This window comes from Pedobacter kyungheensis (assembly GCF_000812965.1).
Classification (GTDB): domain Bacteria; phylum Bacteroidota; class Bacteroidia; order Sphingobacteriales; family Sphingobacteriaceae; genus Pedobacter; species Pedobacter kyungheensis.
Map to the genome: position 1 here is coordinate 158,784 of NZ_JSYN01000006.1, position 21,842 is coordinate 180,625.

Genomic DNA, 21,842 nt, shown 5'->3' on the forward strand with positions numbered 1-21,842 from the left:
GCTATTTTTATATCTAAATCGTCCCGAAGATTTGATTTAACACTAAAATATCAAATTGCAGAAAATATGTCAATACCAAAATAAAAAAATACTCAGTTTTTAGTAGCCAGCCGCAAGACGTTCTCCTCAAGCAATTTTATATCAAAAGGCTTTTCGATAAAAGCATCATACTCAATGCCGGGAGGTAATAGCCGGGAAGACGCGCTGGTTATGATCACCCCAATGTGTTTCATTTGGGCGTTAAAGGAAATATTTGTAATATAAAAGCGCAATCCGAGTAGCAGGCTCCAAAACAAACTATGCTGCAACCAGCGCGAGGCTTTGCCTGGGTTGAGAAAAAAATCAGATTGAAACATTGACATACCTAAAGTTCCTTCTTTTAACTGTTCTTATCAATATAAATCGACCAACGCGAAAAAAAAGCTGATAAACCAAGTGTTTAGGCTAATAAAGTGGAGATTTCGGCAATAGTGGTTCTCCATCACATTTGGTGAAGCTGTTCATATGCGATTATGAAAGAATAGTTTTTCACCTTCCAATAAGCCATTTTGCGGCTACAGATCCAATCACGTAATGAATTTTATACTGTTTTCACCAAATGTGACGGAGAACCAATTCAGCGCGAAAAAAGTTGCCACTTGATGAAAAACAGTGGCCCACTTTTTGGATAATCCCCAATTTGACAAAACTAAGCAGAATCTAAATCCAAAGGAATTTCAAACCAGAATTCAGCCCCCCTCCCTTCGATGGTATCGACCCCAATTTTGCCCTGATGCCTTTTTATAATTTCTGATGAGATGTAAAGACCGAGGCCCAGACCTGAAAAATTGTTAGATTCTTCTACCCGGAAAAAACGCTCGAAAATATGTTTCACCTTCTCGGCAGGTATTCCAATACCCTGGTCACGTACGGATAACCTGAGTGTATCTTCTTTTACTTTCGCGGTAATGATAAGTTCTTTCCCATCAGGCGCGTATTTAATGCCGTTTGAAAGAAAATTTGTAATAACCTGCTCGAGCCTGTTTTTATCCCCGAAAAGCTCCGTATCTGCTATATCCGTGATGATCTGCTGTCCGGAAAGATTCGCCTGAATACCGTCTATCGCGTCTTTTACGATCTCTAAGATGTGAAATCGACTACTGGTAAAGATCATCTTACCAGCCTGTATGCGGGTCACATCCAATAAATCATCCACCAGGCTTCCGAGTTTTTCAGCTTGTTTGTTGGCTTTATCAACAAAAGTTAAAATATTATCAAATTTCTGTTGCATGGCCATTTTTGTGGTAAACTGTAAAAAGCCTTTGATACTTGTTAACGGGGTTTTGAGCTCATGGCTGGCGATACTCATGAATTCGTCTTTTTTCTGCATGAGCTCCTTAGTGGTTTGCTGCGCCTGGATCAGGTCTGACACCTCAAAGCCAAAAAAAGAAATTCCATCTATGATCCCTTCATCAGAGAATACTGGGTTAATAATCAGATCGAACCAGCTCTTTTTTATGGCTCCGTTTGGTGTTTTTTGCGCCAACGGGAAGGCCCTGGCGGTATAGGGTATTCCGGTATTTAATACCTGCTTTTCAATTTCCAAAAGGCCAGGGTCTGCAAATTGGGAGTCTGGATGTAAGGGTTTACCCAGATGTTCGTGCTTCCCTTCGAATGTTTGGTAAGCTTCATTCACGAATTCGTAATGCAGGTCTTCACCTCTTCTGATGCTGATCAGTGCAGGAGCCTTTTCAAAAATACTGTAAAACTCATCCTGTTGTTTTTTAATCAGCTGCTGAAGCTGGTTTCTGCGTTTCTCATCAATCTTTTGCCTGGTGATGTCGATTACGTAAGTAACCGCCGAGCTTCTGTCCTCTTCATCGAGTAAAGCCGAACCAATCAAAACATCAATAGGCTGGCCTGATTTGCTGATATATTGTTTTTCAAAGGGAGAGCAAAAACCTTCGGTTCTGGTAAGCCGGGCAGAAATTCTGCTGATGGGTAAAAATTCCTCCGGCGTAAGTGCTTCCCAGTTAATCTCTCCGCGCAAAAGTTCGTCCATACTGTAACCAAGCATATTTAAAAATACCTGATTGGCATCTTCTATTTGTCCGGTTTCGACATTAGAGAAGATCATCCCGATCATATTTGAATCGAAAATTTTGCGGAATTTTTTCTCGGTTGATGATAGCCTGTTTTCTGTATGAACAAGAAGCGATATATCCAGAATTGATCCTACCATGCGGTAAGGAATTTGGTTTTCGTCCAAAAGTAGGCTTCCACGGTCTAATATTGTGGCGTATGTACCGTCTTTTTTCATCAACCGGTACTGGTCTGTCCATGTTTTCTGGCTGTTATTTATGGCTGCATAAACCCCTTCTTTAACCCGTTCCCGGTCATCTGGATGAATAGAATTAAAATAAAAGGCTACGTTGTTATGTTCCGGGTTATCCTCATAACCAAACATGGTATTGAAATTCTCACTCCTCCACATGGTATTTTCTGCCAGGTTCCAGTCCCATATAGTATCGTTGGTCGCCCGTGAAACAAGGTTAAAACGGGTTTCGCTTTCCAAAAGGCTTTTAGTGCGCGCTTTTACTTTGTCTTCTAGCTCCGCGTTTAGCACTTTCAGGCTTTCGCGCGCCTGAAGTAATTCATTATAATTTTTCCTGATTCTCTCTTCAGATAATTTCTGCCTGGAAATGTCGGTCAGGGTAATCGCGATGCCATCGCCCATTTTTACCACCACCAGCTGAAACCAGGCTTTTTCTTTTAATTTCAGTTCATATTGAAGGGGCTGCCCTGTATCTACAACATTAATGTACCGTTTAAGCAAATCGCCTTCGGTAAGGCTTGGAATTTGGGTGTTTAAAGATGCATTTAGCAATTCAGATTTGCTTTCAGCAAATAACTTCCATGCAACCTCGTTCATGGCAATGCAGCTAAAATCTGTTATGGCCGCTTGTTTGTTGCGGACGGCTTTGAACGCCATCACGCCGTTTAAACTGGCATTAAATACACCATTGAGGATATTACTCAGCTCGGTAAGTTTGGAAATATCAACGAAAGTAATTACTACACCATCGGTTTTCTTATCCATTCTTAAATAGGGCATAATTTTCACGAAACTATGCTGGCCATTTTTCAATCTAACATCTTTTTCTATCACCTTTCCATTTTGCATCACCTGCCTGATATCTGCATTAAGGTTATCGGCCTCGATGTTATTGGTAATTTGCTCAATCGAGCGGCCGATATCAGCTTCGATGAGGTTAACCATAGCGGTGGCAGCGGCGTTAAATTTGCGGATGTGCATTTGCGAATCCACAAATACCTGCCCGATATCGGTACTGCGAAAATAGTTATTTAAATCATCATTGAGCTCAAATAACTCTCTGATTTTCAGCTGATGTTCGGTATTTAAGGTATATAGTTCTTCATTTAACGATTGTAATTCTTCGTTGGATGACTGCAATTCTTCATTGGCAGAAAGTAACTCTTCGTTGGTAGACTGAAGTTCTTCATTGGTGGTTTCCATTTCCTCAACTACCTGCTGCAAATTATTTCTGGTTTCGGTCAGTTCGCCTTCCAGCTCGGCCACATATTCATTGTAATTTGCCTCCAGTGGATGGCCCAGGTAATGGTCGCGTTCATAGCCTGCCTCGCCGACATTTTCGCTAAGTACGATAAGGGTATTGGCTGCGCTGGCAGCCCGCTGTGGCGGCCTAACGGATATATTTAAAAAGGTTTCTCCGGTGTGCCCCTCAAATTTCAATCTTTTAAGGTGAACTGCCTCCCCTGTTTTCCAGGCATTTCTGACTGCGTTTCCGAGTGAAATTGAAACCGACCTGGAAACCATTTTCAGGATATTGAGCTCCATTGTACCCTCAGGGAGCGACAAATACCTGCGATAATCGCCAATTGCTTCTCGGATAATGAACGACTTGTCGATATGCAAGCCAATGTAGCCCATAGCCGAGGTCAGGAAATCATTAAAAGCTGTGTTAATCTGACTGGCCGGGTTTTCAGTAACGCCAATCTTTTTTTGCATGCTGCCCCCCGTTCTGGACCCTGTATTATAGGTATTGTAGTTGGCATAATTGATTGGTCCTGTTTTCTGGTAAATTTTCCATTTACCGGATAGCTCTGTCATGCCACCCTGCAGCAAACTGGCTGTTTCGCTTGAACCAAGTAAAAGTACTCCGCCCTGAACCAGCGAAAAATGAAATATAGAAAGAATCTTCTCCTGCAATACCTTACTCATATAAATCAGCATATTTCTACAGGTAACCAAATCATTTTTAATAAAAGGGGGCGATTTGGCAACATCATGTTTGGCAAACACAATTTGCTTTCTCAATTTGGATCGAACACCGTAGTACTGGCCGTCCTGAACCATGTATTTGTTGAACAGCTCTTCTGGTATTTCTTTTTTTATGGTGTGCGGGTACTGGTTTTTTGCTGCAATTTCAATGCTTTTTTCATCGATGTCTGTAGCAAATATTTTAATGTCGATGGTTTTCTTTGCTCGCGCCACGCATTCATTGGCGATCATGGCCACCGTGTAGGCCTCCTGGCCGGTACTGCAAGCGCAAACCCATATTTTTAGGGAATCTACGGCCTTTTTTTCTTCAATAATTTTGGTTAACTGCTCAGCAAGCGCCTTAAAGGCTTCGCCATCACGGAAAAATTTGGTAACGCCAATCAGAAAGTCTTGTCCTAATGTGCTCACCTCCGCAGGTGTTTTACGCAAAAACCTGATATAATCTTTAAGTGTAGCTATACCGTTCTCGTTCATGCGCCTGCCTATCCTGCGCACAATGGTTGGGGTTTTGTACAGATCGAAATTATTGCCCGAATGCTGATGAACCATTTGGAAGATCTCTTCGAGCTGTTGCTCGTCAAAATGACCATTTTCCAGGATCTCTGCCTGGCGCTCGCTAGCGTAATTTAAAAGCTCCCTGCTCATTTCAGCAGGCGAAAGAATATAGTCGGCATTCCCTGATGAAATAGCACTGTTAGGCATACCATCAAATTTTGCAGTCTGTGGATCCTGAACAATTACCAGCCCACCACAATCCTTAATGGCCTGAATTCCTTTGGTGCCATCGCTTCCGGTACCGGAGAGGATTATCGCAACTGCCTTTTCTTTTTTATCGTTGGCCAGTGTGTAAAGGAAATGATCGATGGCGGTATTGGGTGCTTTAATAACCGACTTCTCTGCTAACTTAAGTTTACCTGCGCTAATGGTCATAAGCTTATCGTTTGGAATGATGTAAACACAGTTTTGCTGTATGGCCAGGTTATTCTGCGCTTCAAACACCTTCATGTGGGTATGTTTTGAAACAAGTTCTACCAGTAAGCTTTTATGCGCCGATGAAAGGTGTTGTATCACAATAAATGCGAAGCGCTCATTAAGAGGCATGTGGTCGAAAAACTCATGAATAGCTTCCAGTCCTCCGGCTGAAGCGCCGATAGCTATTACGTATTTATCATTCCCATTTTCTCTTTTGTTCATAGGCATTTTGAGATGATTATTGAAATTGATATGGATTGGCCAAACGATAGTCGGTTATAAAGTCTTTTAGCGAGCCGGCAATTGCTATTTCTGCCTCACTCCAGGGTAAAGCTTGCCCCCGGACAGTTTCCAGCCACATCTTGAAAGAATGACGGGGATGATAACGCTTGCCATCGGGCTCAAAATTTATGGCCTTATTGGGATCTCCTCCCCACTTGATATCGCGGATAAGTTCCGGCCTAAAGCATAACAGGTAATCTGCTTTTTCTACATCAATGGGTATGATTAAAAGTCCGCTGGCTATCCCGGCGTAGTCTTTAGCCTCTTCATAGCTATTTCCAAGGTCTTCTATGGCCATTATACCCGTTACAGTTTTTCCGCTTGTCCATAAAAACAGGTTTTCAAGGTCATGCATTTCGGGCACATGGCCAATGCTGCTTATCTTTCCGCCCAGCTTAATGGCACATCCTGCGCTGTTAAACAGCGAAAGAATCGTTTTGTTTTCATCTGCTGTAATGGCGCCATCGAGAGATCCTTTACCAATTATCTGCTCACGGATAATGGCCTGCTCGCGGGCTAACTCCGCCAGCTGACTAAGTTGCTGCTGCTTAATTACCGCCGATATCCGGTGCGAAATTTCCATACTAAGCCATTCAAAAATAGAACGTAGCTCCGCATTTAGATATTTAGCTGTGATATGGTGGCATGAAATGAGCCCCCATAGCTTGCCGTTAACCATTACCCTGATAGACATCGAGGCCATAACGTTCATGTTGGCCATATATTCCAAATGTACAGCGGCTATACTTCGCAAGTTGCAGTCGGAAAGATCTAAAAAGGTATTGCTGATGGGATTAATCACCGGAAACAGTTTGTGGGTGTGATATTCACGATTTGGAATAAAGCGATAAGGGCTCCGGATATACAGTGCACGGGCCTGTTTTGGTACATCAGATGCCGGAAAGGTTTGTCCGAGATAATGCTCAAGCCCATTGCTTACCTCTTCGGCAATTACCATCCCGTTCCATTCGCGGTCGAAACGGTACATCCTGATTCCATCGAAACCCGCCAGGCGCCTTATCTCCTGGATACTTGCTTTACAAATTGCATCCAGGTCATTAATTTCATCAATGGAAGAAATAAAGGATCTAACTTCCTGAAATACCTCTGTAAAGCTTCGCTCTACCCTGCCGTATACCTGCTCTATTTCGAGAATGGTTTGCCCATCTTTTACATGCAACAAAACATAAAGCGCTTTGGGCTGCTGATCGACCATGATCGTGCATGGAAAAGGAATCCTTATCCGGTTTCCTTTTGCAATCTCTGCTTTCAAACGTGTTAAATCCTCAGGTTGAAATATTGAGGTAGCGGGAGCTCCGATGAGTTCGCGAATGGGAATCCCCGTTAATGTGCTTAAATTTTCGCTGCCCTGGATAATTTCCAGTTTCTCATTTTCGACTACGAGCAAAAAACCATAATCCTGTACAGAATTGGTTTGATGAATAGCCAGACTCCCGCAAAATTCGGCGTCGTAGTTTTTATTGTTTGACATAGATAAACGGATACGCACAATTGCTTTAAATTAGCAGCGAACCAAATTTTTGCGATCGCCACAGGCAGACAAAATTATGCTGTTGGTAAAAATAGAGAATATTTTGAAAAGTAGCGCGCTTATCCTACCATAGGTTGTAACATCTTAAGGTGTATGAGTTTTCATATATTGGAAAATGTTCTGGTTGATGTATATAATCTAAATAGCGTGGATAAATTTGAACATAATGACATTACTAATTGGACTAAACAGATGAACATACTTAGGATTTGATCCTAGTATTGTTTGCATTGGTTAAATCATTTCGACTATTTGCAAGTTACAAATAAATGAGCTTTAAAGGTCGTAATCGAAGTATTTCGCCCGTTGTTTCAAGTGTTATTATGGGTGTTTACAGACGATTAAAACTTCTTGACAAATATTAAGTGGGAAAATTTTAAAATTTAAGTCAATGATTAAAGGGATTTCAAATATTGCAAAATTCCTTTATCCGTCCATTGTAAACCCAAGTTTTCACTTAAACGATTAATAAATTAAAAAAAACCTGGGTGTTAGCATCCTTACATTTTTTGTTTTAAAGAAATAACCTACAAAGATCTCATGTCCCTCCACAGTAACCTTGTAAGGCCCCTATTGAGAAATCATAAGCGTAACCTATCCAGTGGTTTTGCCCGGGAAAAACCTGTATTGCTGCGACCACCGAACTCAATTGGCAGAGGTCTTTCTGGAGATAAATTTTGGTTTTGGGCATTCAAGTTAAATATGGCTACAGCCCAGAACAATTTGCCAATTATCCCCTTGCCGGTGAAACTATATCCTATGCAGGCAAATTCGGCAGCCAAACTTTACCTATTATTTTAACATTTATTAAACTTTTTCCTCAATCATGTGTTTATACTCCGAGATACTCTTATTGCCTTCGACTTCGATTGCCGTGACCGTATTGGAATCACTTAAAATCGACATCGATGGAAAAGCACATACTCATAATAGAGGATGATAAGGAAATTAGCGAATTATTTCAATTAATCTTCGAAATCGCAGACTATCAGACCACTGTATTCACGATTGCACCTGATCCTGAATTTATAAATAAACAGAACTTTAATTTGGTTGTAATGGATATCAGGCTCTTGGGATCTAGATATAATGGTAATGAACTCTGTAGAATATTTAAAACGAGATTCCCGGAGAATAAAACCCCCGTATTACTGATGTCGGCGGAGTCTAACGGGAATATTTTGGCAAGAAAATGTGGAGCAGATAGTTTCATGGATAAACCATTTGATATTGATAAACTTCTTGCACGCGTTTCCGAGATGATGGTTTAGAGTGTGTTTTCCTGTACATTATATCAAAATCCCGTATCATGTTTGGATATTTTTACCCATAGAAGAAACTAATGCATTCAAGTCCCAAGCCGCAAAAGAATAGTACATTAAAAAGAAGTTGAGGGCTTACACCGAAAATTTCAAACTCGTATTTGTTGTAAAGATTCAGGCTTAAAATTTCGGTATCGAAAACCCGGGTAGCTCAAATCGAATTTGTTTTTTTAAAATTATGTGAAATCGCTATCAGCGGGGATGTATTTTATCTGATCATTAAAATCCCACGCGATCGAAAAATGATTATAACTATTTTTAACAAAAAATCAATCTGGGCCAGCGATTAACGCATTGCTTTAAGCTTGATTATCTTCAATCTATGCATGAGCTTAATAACAGCATAACCAGTATCCAATTCGAACCACTTTACTGCATTATTTGCTCTTCCTGGATTTTTGTGATGGTTATTATGATATGCCTCTCCCCAGAAAAGCAGATCCAATGGCAGGATGTTCCGGGAGGTATTTCTTAGCGCATAGTTTCTATAGCCAAACCGATGGGCCCACCAGTTGACAGCGATTCCTTGCAAGGCACCCATAGAAAATGTTAGGGGAAGGAATAACCACATCCACCAGTGGGTTACAAAGACAGCGTAAATAGCAGTGTACAGCACACCCCAAAGTACCCGCGCCAACCAATTATGAGCAAATTTATCAAAGGATTGCCACTCGGGAAGATCTTTACTGTACTTCTCCTCCACAATTGTGTACCCTTTGAAGATATCGTTATAGCTATTGCGTGTCTTCCAGAGCAATGCTGGTATACTCTGGAAAAATGAAGGAGAATGCGGGTCATTCACCGTATCTGTATGGGCATGATGAAGCCTATGCATCAATCCGTAGGCCCTTGCACTGATATAAGATGAACCCTGCGTGAGAAAGCAGCAGATATAAAAGAATTTTTCCCAGGCCTTGCTCATTGTAAAATGATTATGTGCCGCATAACGATGGTGGAAGAAAGACTGGAAAAACAAAGAAGCATACCAGTGGATAATCAGGAAGATGGGGATTAACATATTTTATCTTGAAGTTTAATTACGAAAAATTAAACTAGCGGCCAAAATAGGCCCGTGTCGGATAAAATTAAGTACGGCAATATAGTTATTATTTCTCGGCTTCGAGCAAGCCCTGGAAATTTAAGCAGCATCGGTATGGGAATGCTCACCTTAACCGATGCAATTCAACTTAATCAGATTAATTTTCTTGCATAAATTACTGGAATAAAAAAAAAACACCTTTCCTTGCGGAAAGATGTCCATACAATATAAAGGTTTATCTTATGCGATCTTAACATTTATTGCATTAGGGCCCTTTCGGCCTTCTTCAACCTCAAAGTTTACGACATCATTCTCGCGAATAGTATCTATTAAACCTGATACGTGTACAAAAAGTTCCGCAGCGCCATCAGCGGGTGCGATAAATCCGAAACCTTTTGTCTCGTTGAAAAATTTTACTGTTCCTTGTTGCATTATTTCTTTTTTAATGTCTTCAAATATACATAAATATATTGAAAATCAAAAAGTTATATTTTTAAGCCGATCAGAGGAGGCATCTTAACAAGATCAGCGCACATTAATCAGCTCTAGTCGCTCCTTAAGGTTGATCTCTCTGGATATAAATAATTGAACAACAAATTGTATTTACCCAAATTTCCCCCTGAAGAGACTTTCATTTTGCCACCCGGCATCCTCGTAATTGCTGGTAAAATAGACTTTCACCTGCGCGCTGTCTGCCGAGGTAAAATAAACTAGAAGGGTTGCATCTTGTTTATCCGGAGTGATAAACCAGTAACACTCACCATGCGCGGTTTTAATTGAAGAGACGCGGTATACCCATAAATCGGCCTGAAAAGGATCGGTCACTACAGCTAACCTGATATGGGCGTCTCCAATAGATAGAGTTTGAAATATTATTGCCATGCGGAACAAATTTGGTTTTTGAAAAATATGCTAATGAAGGAAACTCTTGAGGCCTTTTAAACATTCTGCTCTATCAATGGCGCACCCGGGTACATCAACAGCCTGGAAAATTTCAGCTACCCTGAAGGTCTCATATTGATCTAACATACCACATTCCGGCAGGTCTCCGACAGCTTGTCATTAACGATAATCGTCAGTTCGCTGCTATGAACTTTATTCAGAAAAACAAGTTGTATCTCAGATTTAAAGTCAACAAACATTCCCATTTTAGGGAGAAGGGTATGGATGAAGGTTTTGGAAGAGGCCTGTTTGAGGAAGTGGATGTAGATAACATGCTTATTTTTAAAGCAGAAACGATCAAAAATATCCGGCCATTCCAGTATTATTTTGTCTACAAAAGCGATTACCTTTTGCTCTTCGGTGAGATTTTCCATAGCTAAATATTAAAACAGTGAGGTAGTAGGAGAATAATTGAACAACGATGATAAGAGGGCAAAAAAATATCGTGAACATTCTAATGTAGTCTAATTAAATGGATTGTTCTTATTTAAAATGATTTAGTTTCCCACAAATGGTAGTAGGCACGGGCCTGTAAGTAAAAAATTAACCTCACCCTTTATTATGTAATCATTAATCCAGTGAAGCTAGTAAATCCTGTCCAAGTCAAACACTGCCGGCAGATGATACCCCCCGGGGCTAGTTTTCTCAAAGTATTTTAGTGCCTGGTAACATTACTGTTCCAGGACAGACCAGGCACTAATAGTTAACTGATTTTTTCTAAATTTACACCAAAACCGGCCAGAATATTTAATGAGCGATCCAGGAAAACACATTTTGAAGGATATTGAGCGAGTATCTAACATTCCTTCCGTAAACCATATTCTAGAGCTGGCCTGTGAGACCACGGGAATGGGATTTGCAGCCATCGCCAGGGTTGATGAATTTTCCTGGGTCGCATGTGCTACACTGGATAAAATAGGCTTTGGCCTTCATGCCGGCGGCGAACTGAAACTGGAAACGACGATCTGTAATGAAATCATGCAGCATCGGCAGGTAGTCGTTATTGATCAAGTTGACCAAGACCCCTTATATAAAGATCATCATACCCCAAAAATATATGGCCTTCAAAGCTATATTTCTGTACCGATCATATTAAAAAACGGATCTTTTTTCGGAACATTATGTGCCATTGACCGCGTTCCAGCAAAAGTAAATAATCCCAAAGTGGTTAATACCCTTAAACTGTTTGCTGAACTTATCGGCTTTCACCTGGATTCTCAGGAGCAGCTTGCTGATAGGGATCGTACCATTGCCAAAGAACGAAGCGAGGCCGAACTCCGGGAGCAATTCATTGCGATGCTAGGCCATGACCTCAGAAATCCGGTAAGCGCCATCTCAAGCGCAGTTCAACTTCAGTTAAAAGGAAACTTAGATGAGCGGAATCAGCGTCTAGCGCAGATCATCAGCGATGCGGCTGTTCGTACACGCGGGCTGATCGATAACATTTTAGACTTCGCCAGCGGAAAACTGGGCTCAGGTATTGTACTCAACTACGATAACCATCTCAGCCTGGAGGAAACTATCGAACAGGTAATCACAGAACTTAAGATGGCATGGCCAGATATAATCATCAACAAAAATATTACCTACACAGACATTCCGGTAGTAGATAACAAGCGTATAGCGCAGTTAATTTCTAACATACTCTCAAATGCGATCACCCATGGCAGCAAAGGAAAACCAATAGCTATTGATTTCACTCAACAAGAAAAAGGTTATCTGATTAAAATCTCGAATGACGGAACCCCGATCCCTAAAAACATCTTGCCGCATTTGTTCAAGCCATTTTCCAGGGGTAAAGTCCAGCCCGGCCAGCAGGGGCTTGGCCTGGGCCTATATATTGCAAGTGAAATTGCACGGGCACATGGCGGATTCATCAGCGTTTCTTCTATTAATGAGCGGACGTGTTTTGAGGTTAAATTACCTGGATAAGGCTCATGCCTCTTCCTCAAATTGAGGCACTTTTAGCCAGAACGTTAGATGATGTAAAGAAAAAACCGTATCAGACCTTTTAACCCAAGCTATACATAAATATGATCGTCAGGCCATATCTATGTGGGTTATGCTTTCATCCCCGTTACCCAGGAGATTGGGATCGTATCAATACAGAACCACAGTTAAACGCGTCACTGCGCTCTAATTTCCTGCTGTCGCAGCAGTTCCGGTGTAAACGGATCGCAGACCAAAATTGGGGAAGAACCACTTTTAATGAACAATGCATTACTGTTACAGCATCTCCGACTTCAGCCTTTAGTGTCACTTCAGGCCCAGCTTTAGCTTTTTACAGATCATCTTTCTCAGTATTTAATTCATTTTTGATTATATTCAGTCTTTGCAGCGCGTCCTCAAGGAGATTTTGCTGATTATCTATAGGATAATCAATACCCGCTGGGGTCAAACTGGGTAAGGGAAGGCGGACTGCATTTACCACCACAAGATCAGCGCCAATAATTTCGGCGAACCTGAAAGCATATTCTGCCGCATTGGAAGCTGCAGCAGAGAAATCGGCAGATAACATAGCGACCATTTTTCCTAAAGAACTTTTCTGGGATGTAAACCCATCTCATCTGGATGTTCAGGAAGATAAGGATTTAATTATCCCAAGGGCGCTCTATGCCACAACCGAAAGTACATTTACTAGTGATATTATGCGCTTAGAACGCTTATACAAGCGTACAGAAATCGTTAAAGAACTTAAATCTACAAAAGAACGTATCAGCAATATGGTATGTACTATGGTAGCAAAACGCTATCAGATAAAACACTTTTCTAGGTATTAATATCCGCTGTTTCTACAGAACTGCTTGAAACCATTATTGAAATTCAAAGTCTTTCAAGCCTAAAAAATGCGTCATTGGGCGGTGGAACAAATCTTGCCATTAGGTATGACCATAGAGAATCTATAGATATAGACCTTTTCTTTTCTGATATAATTGGTAAATCTGGTTATAAAAAAATAGAGGATGAGACAAAAGCATACTTTGGAGAAAATCTCTCTCGCCTTGACTACCCTTGCGACGAAAGTGATCAATATATGTTTCTACGTTTTTGGGTAAAAAAAGGCAAATTCAATATTAAATTAGAGATAATTCAGAACGCTCGTTTTTTAGACGGTCCACAACTTGTTAATGGAGCGAGACTAGCATCTATAAGAGATATTGGTTTACTCAAATTGATGACTGCCTCAAACCGAGCTAGTAAGGATATTTATGATCTCGATTACCTAACAGAAGATTGCTCGCTTGCGCAACTGATGGCGGATTTAAGGTACAAACAAGAAAATTTTAATGAAGAAGAGCATCGTACAATATTTGATTTGGACAATGAGGTAAGTCCAGTGGGAAATCCATTGCGATTACTTCACTTTGAGGTCAAAGCCGCAGAACGAAAAAATCGACCGAATCATAGTGATCATCGCATTTTACCACTAGCTGGCAAAAAGAACTGGATGTCAGCTCAGTCGAGCTACAGAAGAAAAGTTCGAAGGCTTTGTAATGACCTAGGCGTTGACTTTCCTGGCATTACCCCAGTAGCATAAAATTCAATTGACCACTTTAAATTTATCTCTTATATAAAGTCTACCCAACCAGCTTTTTACAGATGCTTGCCTGGTCTTGATTTGATATTTATTTTGTGCAGATTCCGGCTATTTCCGTATCTTTATAGTAAAGAATTTGCATTAAAAAAAATAGAGGTGAGTTTTTGGTGCCTGAACGCTCAATAAAACTAAAAAATACTGATTTTCAATACATTACAACCAAAGGTTCGACTCCCTTCGGTTCCTTCCGAAATAAAATTACCAGATTATATGACCAGTAGCAGTAGGTTGTATTATTAACATCACCAATTAAGCATTCCTTTAATTAATTAAAATTTCTATCTTTACATAATAGCATTTGCAGTAAAAAATCAAGGTGAGCAATTCGGTGAGTCAGTTATCGAATATATCTATTAAACCATATTAAAGCAGGATTTCAGCCCCGGGTTCGGGAGCCTCGCTCTCCGCCCAAAGAAACGAAGCCCGACGATAGTCGGGTTTTTTGTTTTCCGGACTTTTCACCAAGGCGCAGCCTTAAATTAAAAATTGCGCAGCAATATCCATCACTACGCAATTTATTAATCAACTAACCTAATGGTTTACCGTTATACGATAGATCACCAATCCTTCGTAGCATGTCGGTATATTTGGTAGTGTTTGGACATCCCTTTAGACCAATACTTGCCATTTTGTCTCCATTTGAATTGCGTTAATTAAGGTGTTCAGCGCGATCCATAGCTTCAGAAAGCAATGATTTTAATTCGTTTATCTTTTCCGGATATTTTGCTGCCAAATTATCTTTTTCTCCAATATCTGTCTTTAAGTTGTATAACTGATCTGCATTTTTCCCAAAAGGGGCAATGTATTTCCAATCGTCTTTTACAATTGCTAAGTTGTTAACTCCCTCCTCAATCATTATTTTCCTGCCGAGCTTTTCATTACCGGTTAAAGCAGCGAAGTGATTCTCACTATCACCCGCTTCACCCTTTTTGATTGGAATTTTAAAGTAACTTGCGAATGAAGCCAATAAGTCTACCTGGTTAATTAAAGCATCTGATTTACCTGGTTTAATTTTTCCAGGCCAGGAAACTATAAAGGGCACTCTGGTTCCGCCTTCATAAACACTGGTCTTACCGCCTCTTAGTGAACCGGCAGGTAAATGTCCGTTTAGTTTAGCAATGGCTTCGTCAGCATAGCCATCATCCAAAACGGGGCCGTTATCGCTGCTAAAAATTATGATGGTATTTTTAGTCAACCCCAATTGATCTAATTGTTTTGTAATCTGCCCTACGGCCCAGTCCATTTCGAGTATTACATCGCCTCTGTAACCCATTTGGCTTTTACCTTTAAACATAGTAGCCGGCATTCGTGGAACATGAATATCATTTAGTGCATAATATAAGAAGAACGGTTTTTTCTGGTTCTTTTCAATATACTCCATGGCCTTAGTTAAAAAGGTCGGTGCAAGTTCTTCGTCGGTCCAGCGCGCCTTTTTCCCACCTTTCATAAATCCAATACGTCCGATACCGTTCACAATAGTAGAATTATGGCCATGAGAAGCATCGAGTTTCAAAAGTTCCGGATTTTCTTTTCCGGTGGGTTCATCTCCAACTTTCTTCTGATAACTTACCACAATTGAATCGGTTTTTTCCAATCCGATTACCCGGTGATTTTCCATAAATACGGTAGGAACCCGATCAGCTGTAGCGGGAAAGATAAAGGAATAGTCAAAACCGATTTCATTTGGCCCCGGACTGATATCACCATTCCAATCTTTGGTTATTTTATCTCCTAAACCTAAATGCCACTTCCCGACAATCCCTGTTTGATACCCTGCAGCTTTGAACACTTTGGGTAAACTGATTGTACTGGTTGAAAGGATTAAAGCTGCATCGCCAGGCAAAATATTATGTCCTTTTTGACGCCAGGGATATTCACCGCTCATCAGCGCGTATCTGGAAGGTGTGCATGTTGCAGAGGTGGTATGCCCGTTTGTAAATTTCAATCCCTGCTTTGCAAGTAAATCGACATTAGGTGTATTAATTTTTGTGGCGCCATAACAACTTAAATCTCCATATCCCAAATCATCGATATAAATTACTATCACATTGGGTTTTTGTTGCGCAAAAGTTGCTCCCGCCAGTATAGTTAAGAACAAGGTAAATAATCTGGCAAAAACAGTTGACCACCGCTTATTTGCGAATAGTCGCCTTAAAAGGCATTTGTTTGTTGGCTTAAATTTCGACATCTATTTTTTTTGTTTTACTTAATAATAATCCAGTCCGGCATGCGAACAGAAAAAAACTTATCTGGTTCCTGAACTTAATTCTTATAACTTCGTCTGCAATGTAGAAAAAAGGCATTGCCACCAGGGCAATACCTCCAACTAAACTATCAACTAATTATCATAATCCTTTAAATGCTACTCAAATAATCAGGCGGCTTGCCAAATGGTTGTCTTATTTTAGAAAATCTGCCTCAAATTTCGATAGTATCGGATCTCCATCGATATCAAATACCGGGTCAATCTTTGTCCTGGTCCAGTACATCATTATCGCTCCTATGGCATTCGGGGTAGTAACCGATGATGGGCCGGTACCGATTGCCGGATAGCTTGGGGGAGCGTTTTTGTCCAGCGATACCCATGCATATGCTCCCGTAACTGCCATATTATATCCGTTTGGCGCATAATTGATAAGCGTGCGGCCCGCATTCTCGTTCATAGGCCAAAACCCTGTCAGATTACCATAATTTGGATGCTTGGTAATATCCTGTATCTTATAATTGGCAGCAACTACCTCCCTATCCAGGGCTACATTGAAGTATTGCAGGTTGGCAGCAACAAAATTCGTATTAACCGTTTGTCTGTTGCCCACAGATAGCATCTCCGTATTCGTCAGATTCAAATTCGTTAAGTCCTTTTCGCTTTTATAAACCCCATCTACATAAGCCGTCATAATCCTGCTTGTTGGGCTGATGTATTTTACTGTCATGGTTAAAGTATGCCAGTTTAAATCTCCAAAAGCAGCCCCAACAGACAACTGAACCCTTGAAGTCTGCCCATAATTTATGCTCCACGATCCTCCGGCCTGTTCCCACATCCAACCGGTGATCTTTTCGCTGGCGAAAGGTGTACCTTTACTTAAGAAACCCGGCCAGTATCCTCCAACATCATTAAATTTGACGTCCATTTGTACTGTAAAGCTTTTGTTCGATCCCGGATCATAAAGACTATTGGTATTGGGCGCAGATGCCAGTGCATTCAGCGTTTTTAAATTAAAACCTGTGTAGGCTCTTTTTACCAATGTTTCTTCTTTTAACGAAGGATTTGATAACATGATAAAGCCAGGTTTAGCATCATTATCAGCGCCTCCGTGGTTAGTGGTTATGATAATTAACCATTCTTCTTGATTGTATGTTTTACGGGCTTTAATTGACTTGATGATTTCATCAACATAGTTATCTGCCTTTAAAACCGCATTTTTATATCCTGCATTAGCAGCCAGGTATCCGCCATTGGCCCCTGCCGCAGCTACCTCCCTAAAATTGACCACAGCAGCATTAATGCCAACATACTTATTTAGTAAACTTATGGTCGAGTCTTTAGCGGCTTCATCTGTGGCTACCAGCGGGCGGTAATCGGCAACCTTTATGTAATTGCGCAGGTTACTCCATGGCGAAATAAAAGCCGTTTTTGATCCTGTCGCACTCATGATATAATCCAGTACATTTCTTCTTATCGGAACTGCATCATGCTCGCCTGCATTGGGATCGGTAGTCGGCTGGAAGTCGTCTGTCGAAACCAGGTGCTTTTCGTATGAAACCCCGGTCAGCATCGATACCCAGGATGTTACATCATTGGTAACCGGTTCTTTAAGGGGGGTGTAAGAATATTTGCTGTTCTTTTGCAATGCCGTAATTGCGGGTGGTGCGATTGTTTGCAACTCCGTACCTGTCAAACCATCGATACTAATTACGAGTACTTTTCTGGATGGAATAACTGTATTATCGAGCTCCTCGTTAAATGAGGGTGGATTGGGGTATTTTTTACATCCCGCAAAAGCCAGCAGGCAAAATGACAATACCAGTAATAATTGTTTTTTATGGATGAAATGAATCATATTAAAATATTTAAGCGCCTATTTAAATAATGTAAGTTCTGATAATGACATAAATACTGTACTTGCCCCGGTCCTAACAATCACTTTAACATATCTGGTGGTTATTGTGCCACCTGGAAATGCGTAATTGTACCTGGTTTCATTTTGTGGCACTGTTGTCGTTCCTGCAAGTGTGTAATTTATATTATCAGGACTGGTGTAAATCTCAACGTTTCTTACATAGCCGTTGCTTACCCCAATCCGCTGTACAAAGCTGATCCCTTTAACAGGCGCAGCAGCTGTTCCGGTACTTTCAATGATGGTAAACGGAAAGCTCTCGGCAGCTGTGGGCGATGAGTATTTTGAATGATAGATAGTAGCGGTATTATTATCGACCAAATTCGCCAAAGAGCCTTCCTGGGCAGGTGAACTTGCAGAAATTACTGTAGTAGGTATCGGTGTGGCCGAAACCGGTACCGGGCCGTCTCCTCCGGTTTTAGTCATGATATTGTAAGTCCATATTGCTTTAGACAACTCCGGATAATTTGCAGCCTTGATTTTTGCCTGAGAGATATTGCTCACCGTAATACCCCAGGCATTGAAAAATGGCAATAAATCGGTTTTGGTATACTCGCATGACCATTCATAAAAATTATCTTTTTTATCCTGGTCGTTATTCGCTAAACGCGGTGCATGCCTTGCTTTGGTATAAATATAGGTCAGCAAGCCGTAATCAAATTTTTCGAGTAACTGAACAAAGGGTACGGTGCGCGCAAATGAACCGTTTTCGCGGCCGCCGTTTAAATCTATATCGAAATTTTTTGTAGCACTGGCCGGCGTGGCAGCGTAGGCAAGGGCAACATCGTTCCATTCGTTAGGGGCATGTAATATCCTAAAATCCTGGCCATATGCCTTTGCAACTTTATAAGAGAAAAGGTTATTGGTAGACTCACCCAAAGCAGACCAGTTCCAGGTGGTATTTTGCTGGCAGTTATGCCCGAACTCGTGATAGGTACCCCAGTTAGGATGTGGCTGGTTTGTAGTTAACTGATTTAAACTTACCCAGGTTTGGAACCATTCGCTTCCGTTGTAATTTAACAATCCCATAAACGGAAAGCCAGAGTGGCCTGCCGCGGTCGGGAAACCGCTGATCTGGATATCAACGGTTCCTCTCCACGGACCTTGTGGACTCCTGTCCCTTTCATCAGGAGCATTTGCAGATAAACCCATCCAGGCATTATAATGCTGATCAAAAATTTCGTTCCATTTGGTCATCAGGGCTGTAGGGTTTGTTAAAGGATCTCTGGATGAGGTAAATTTCTCAACCACCAGGTCTCTTGGAACCAAATAGACTACGCTCCTGCAACGCAGCTCGAGCCAGGGAACTTGCGAGGCTTTAACCTGAGCCATCCAGGTTGCATCGATCGACTTGCCCAGCTCAAAATCCGGTGCTACGCAAGCGCCTGTAATGCTAAAAGCTACTGGTGCAGACAAGGCAAAAGTGGCATTGATGTAAATGTAGCCACCATAGAGATTACGCACATAATTGACTCCTGAAAAAAGCTGCTTACGGACTACAATAACCGGATCCCTCAGCAATGGACTCACGCCCGTGAGGTTATCGGTATGCCCACCAACCTGTACACTAAGTCCGTTTACACCATCAGGAACTATGATTTTAATCAACTCTCCGGGCGGGGCATAGTAGCCTGTTCCAAACTGTGGCTGTGGAGCAACTGAGATCCGTAGCACATCTGCAGTTTGCGTACTAAAATTTAAATCAAGGGTAAACTTTGCATCGGTAACCCTTGGCTCATCATCCCCAACCAATCCCGGGAAAACCCTGGCCTTTGCAAAGGCCGAACGGTCTACAAATAGCCTGTTGGTATCTACAGTAATACTCTTCACATTTCCTGCATTATCATCATAGCCGTCTTCTACCTCATAGCCATATTTTTTACAGGCTGACAGGGCAACTATGATTAATAATGATAGCTTATATATGCTCTTCATCTCAAAAATTTCGTTTAATAAATCAACTAGTTAGTTATTACCTCAGTAAAAGCGGGAGGCCAGGACTTGCCGGTAAGCCCCCATTCGGCGCGGGGTAAAATCCCAAGCCAGTTATAGATTTGGAAAGGCAAATCGACGTTATTTGGAACGGTACGGTAGGCAGCCCCAACTATCTCGGGATTTATATTTGGCGATAAATCGTTAAATGTTGCCCAGGTAGCATTACTGCTTAAAATAAAATCATTGTTTTTTCCCGAACGGTCTTTTAATACGAAGCCATTGCCTTCTTTCATTGGCCACCAGCCAACCAGGTTGGCAAAATATGGGCTGTTTACAGTAACTTCCCTTTTCATGGCGGCTATCACTTCTGCATCAGTCATTGTAGCATTAAAGATGGCCAAATCCCTAATTAACATATTGGTTAGCCGCGCGCCGTCTTGAAGCGCTCCAATTCTCAAAGCAGTGGTGGCATTATCCAGATTTTTACCTGTAACCACAATTGTATAGCGTTTCACTCCATCGGAATATAAGGTTAGATTACGCACACCTGCCTCAGTCGATAATTTCATGGCTATGGTATGCCACTTACCATCCCGGATCAGAGAGACATCGGGACGTGAAGAATTTCCAAAGTCGAATTGAAAATTTGCCGCAGACATCGTAAAAATCCAGCCACCTGAACCTGCACCTGCGAAATTCGTAGTTTTACCTAAAAAGCCTGGCCAGTAGCTATTCGTTGATTCATCGTTTCTTGTTTTAAAGAACAGGCAATAGTCTCCCGTAGTACCAAAATTTCCAACTGAGGTGTTACTTAAAACCGCAGTTACCGTTGAGCTGGCTGTAGATTGAAACCTTGGTGCGCTACCTGCGTATGGCACATCGGTAGTATTGGGTTTGCCTAAAAGCTTTGATGCAAATTTTGGATTGTATAGCGCCACATAAGTATTACGCGTGTCATCACCAAATAAACTGTTATCTGTGCGCGGATTACCAGTAACACCACCTTTGTTTGAAGCAATTACAACCAGCCAGTTCTCATCCCGGAAACTAGCTCGTGATTTCAGCGATGCGATCATCTCACCAATGTAACTATCCAGGGTTGTGATTGCAGTTTGATAACCTGCATTTCCTTCTGTATAGCCACCTGAAGCTCCCGCTATTTCTGCACCATGAAACTGTGCCACCAGTAAATCAACCTTAGCATCTTTTAGTTTCGCCACTGTGGAAGTGCGCACATCTGCATCTGTAGCCAGGGTTTGTTTTTCACCGGCATCGGCTGCCAGGTTTTGGTTAAAAGCTTCGCTTGAAGTATAAGAAACAGTCGAAAAATTTGGCCGTTCCTGTTTAATCCTGGTAAATATTGATGGATAATGGCTCAAATCATTACCCGAAAAATTATCCCCTGAAACCTTATGCAGGCCAGGATCCACTCCAGTTAGCAGACTTGTCCAGGCGCCTGCATTGCTCACGGGTAGCTGCGTGCTGTCGGTGAGCCCTACAAAGGAATATATTGCATTTTTATTGATTTGTGTGATGTTAACCGGCTTTATTGCAGCAACTGCCGAGCCCCTTACACCATCAAGAATGATATAGAGTACTTTTGGTTTGCCGGAGCTTACCCCAGCCGTATCATTGCGGCCGGATACAGGTAAGATATTCTCAAAGCGCTTATTGCAGGCGCTACCGATTAACAAAAGAAAGAAAAAACAAAACGTTAGGCAGTAAGTAACCTGTTTCGAAAGTGCTATTTTATGCTGTTCCATAATAATTTGCTTATGA

14 protein-coding genes are annotated in these 21,842 nt (G+C 41.4%); 4 read left to right on the forward strand and 10 right to left on the reverse strand.

Annotation, left to right across the window (positions count from 1 at the left end):
• Window positions 1–688: 688 nt before the first annotated feature.
• Both OC25_RS07590 and OC25_RS07595 read right to left on the reverse strand, forming a co-directional pair.
• Complete coding sequence (locus OC25_RS07590; protein ID WP_039473964.1) at window positions 689–5,497, reverse strand: chemotaxis protein CheB; 4,809 nt, start codon at window positions 5,495–5,497, stop codon at window positions 689–691.
• 16 nt (window positions 5,498–5,513) lie between these two features.
• A complete protein-coding gene (locus OC25_RS07595; protein WP_039473707.1) occupies window positions 5,514–7,049 on the reverse strand; it encodes a GAF domain-containing protein in 1,536 nt (511 codons plus the stop codon).
• A 968-nt stretch (window positions 7,050–8,017) separates the two neighbouring features.
• Between OC25_RS07595 and OC25_RS07605 the strand changes: the two genes are divergently transcribed.
• Window positions 8,018–8,380 carry a response regulator transcription factor gene (locus OC25_RS07605; RefSeq protein ID WP_039473713.1) on the forward strand — a complete coding sequence of 121 codons (363 nt, stop codon included), beginning with the start codon at window positions 8,018–8,020 and terminating at the stop codon, window positions 8,378–8,380.
• 337 nt (window positions 8,381–8,717) lie between these two features.
• Here the strand turns inward: OC25_RS07605 and OC25_RS07610 are convergent, their stop codons facing one another.
• The 4 genes from OC25_RS07610 to OC25_RS27855 form a co-directional block, all read right to left on the reverse strand.
• On the reverse strand, window positions 8,718–9,449 hold the full coding sequence (locus tag OC25_RS07610; protein ID WP_039473717.1) for an acyl-CoA desaturase: 732 nt from the start codon (window positions 9,447–9,449) through the stop codon (window positions 8,718–8,720).
• A gap of 261 nt (window positions 9,450–9,710) precedes the next feature.
• Window positions 9,711–9,902, reverse strand: coding sequence for a cold-shock protein (locus tag OC25_RS07615; protein WP_039473721.1), 192 nt, complete (start codon window positions 9,900–9,902; stop codon window positions 9,711–9,713).
• 171 nt (window positions 9,903–10,073) lie between these two features.
• Window positions 10,074–10,352 (reverse strand): 7(1) septoil knot domain-containing protein, encoded by a 279-nt coding sequence (locus OC25_RS07620; RefSeq protein WP_039473725.1) that lies wholly within the window; start codon window positions 10,350–10,352, stop codon window positions 10,074–10,076.
• Between the two features lie 140 nt (window positions 10,353–10,492).
• A complete protein-coding gene (locus tag OC25_RS27855) occupies window positions 10,493–10,786 on the reverse strand; it encodes a hypothetical protein (RefSeq protein ID WP_156131423.1) in 294 nt (97 codons plus the stop codon).
• Window positions 10,787–11,162: 376 nt separating this feature from the next.
• On the opposite strand from OC25_RS27855, the gene OC25_RS07625 reads away from it, so the two are divergent.
• From OC25_RS07625 to OC25_RS26815, 3 genes are all read left to right on the forward strand, one after another.
• A complete protein-coding gene (locus OC25_RS07625; protein WP_039473727.1) occupies window positions 11,163–12,344 on the forward strand; it encodes a GAF domain-containing sensor histidine kinase in 1,182 nt (393 codons plus the stop codon).
• Between the two features lie 551 nt (window positions 12,345–12,895).
• Complete coding sequence (locus OC25_RS07635; protein ID WP_039473735.1) at window positions 12,896–13,192, forward strand: DUF6922 domain-containing protein; 297 nt, start codon at window positions 12,896–12,898, stop codon at window positions 13,190–13,192.
• 74 nt (window positions 13,193–13,266) lie between these two features.
• Window positions 13,267–13,950, forward strand: coding sequence for a nucleotidyl transferase AbiEii/AbiGii toxin family protein (locus OC25_RS26815; RefSeq protein ID WP_052266036.1), 684 nt, complete (start codon window positions 13,267–13,269; stop codon window positions 13,948–13,950).
• 709 nt (window positions 13,951–14,659) lie between these two features.
• Here OC25_RS26815 and OC25_RS07645 read toward each other — a convergent pair.
• From OC25_RS07645 to OC25_RS07660, 4 genes are all read right to left on the reverse strand, one after another.
• On the reverse strand, window positions 14,660–16,198 hold the full coding sequence (locus tag OC25_RS07645; protein WP_082018541.1) for a sulfatase family protein: 1,539 nt from the start codon (window positions 16,196–16,198) through the stop codon (window positions 14,660–14,662).
• Window positions 16,199–16,409: 211 nt separating this feature from the next.
• Complete coding sequence (locus OC25_RS07650; protein WP_039473741.1) at window positions 16,410–18,071, reverse strand: alkaline phosphatase family protein; 1,662 nt, start codon at window positions 18,069–18,071, stop codon at window positions 16,410–16,412.
• 18 nt (window positions 18,072–18,089) lie between these two features.
• Complete coding sequence (locus tag OC25_RS07655; RefSeq protein WP_039473742.1) at window positions 18,090–20,063, reverse strand: M60 family metallopeptidase; 1,974 nt, start codon at window positions 20,061–20,063, stop codon at window positions 18,090–18,092.
• A 26-nt stretch (window positions 20,064–20,089) separates the two neighbouring features.
• Window positions 20,090–21,826, reverse strand: a complete 1,737-nt coding sequence (locus OC25_RS07660) for a LamG-like jellyroll fold domain-containing protein (protein WP_039473743.1) — start codon at window positions 21,824–21,826, stop codon at window positions 20,090–20,092.
• Window positions 21,827–21,842 lie beyond the last annotated feature (16 nt).

Coding starts and splice junctions, on each gene's coding strand:
- OC25_RS07590 (WP_039473964.1), bottom strand. CDS start 5,497: ATGAACAAAAGAGAAAATGGGAATGATAAATACGTAATAGCTATCGGC.
- OC25_RS07595 (WP_039473707.1), bottom strand. CDS start 7,049: ATGTCAAACAATAAAAACTACGACGCCGAATTTTGCGGGAGTCTGGCT.
- OC25_RS07605 (WP_039473713.1), top strand. CDS start 8,018: ATGGAAAAGCACATACTCATAATAGAGGATGATAAGGAAATTAGCGAA.
- OC25_RS07610 (WP_039473717.1), bottom strand. CDS start 9,449: ATGTTAATCCCCATCTTCCTGATTATCCACTGGTATGCTTCTTTGTTT.
- OC25_RS07615 (WP_039473721.1), bottom strand. CDS start 9,902: ATGCAACAAGGAACAGTAAAATTTTTCAACGAGACAAAAGGTTTCGGA.
- OC25_RS07620 (WP_039473725.1), bottom strand. CDS start 10,352: ATGGCAATAATATTTCAAACTCTATCTATTGGAGACGCCCATATCAGG.
- OC25_RS27855 (WP_156131423.1), bottom strand. CDS start 10,786: ATGGAAAATCTCACCGAAGAGCAAAAGGTAATCGCTTTTGTAGACAAA.
- OC25_RS07625 (WP_039473727.1), top strand. CDS start 11,163: ATGAGCGATCCAGGAAAACACATTTTGAAGGATATTGAGCGAGTATCT.
- OC25_RS07645 (WP_082018541.1), bottom strand. CDS start 16,198: ATGTCGAAATTTAAGCCAACAAACAAATGCCTTTTAAGGCGACTATTC.
- OC25_RS07650 (WP_039473741.1), bottom strand. CDS start 18,071: ATGATTCATTTCATCCATAAAAAACAATTATTACTGGTATTGTCATTT.
- OC25_RS07655 (WP_039473742.1), bottom strand. CDS start 20,063: ATGAAGAGCATATATAAGCTATCATTATTAATCATAGTTGCCCTGTCA.
- OC25_RS07660 (WP_039473743.1), bottom strand. CDS start 21,826: ATGGAACAGCATAAAATAGCACTTTCGAAACAGGTTACTTACTGCCTA.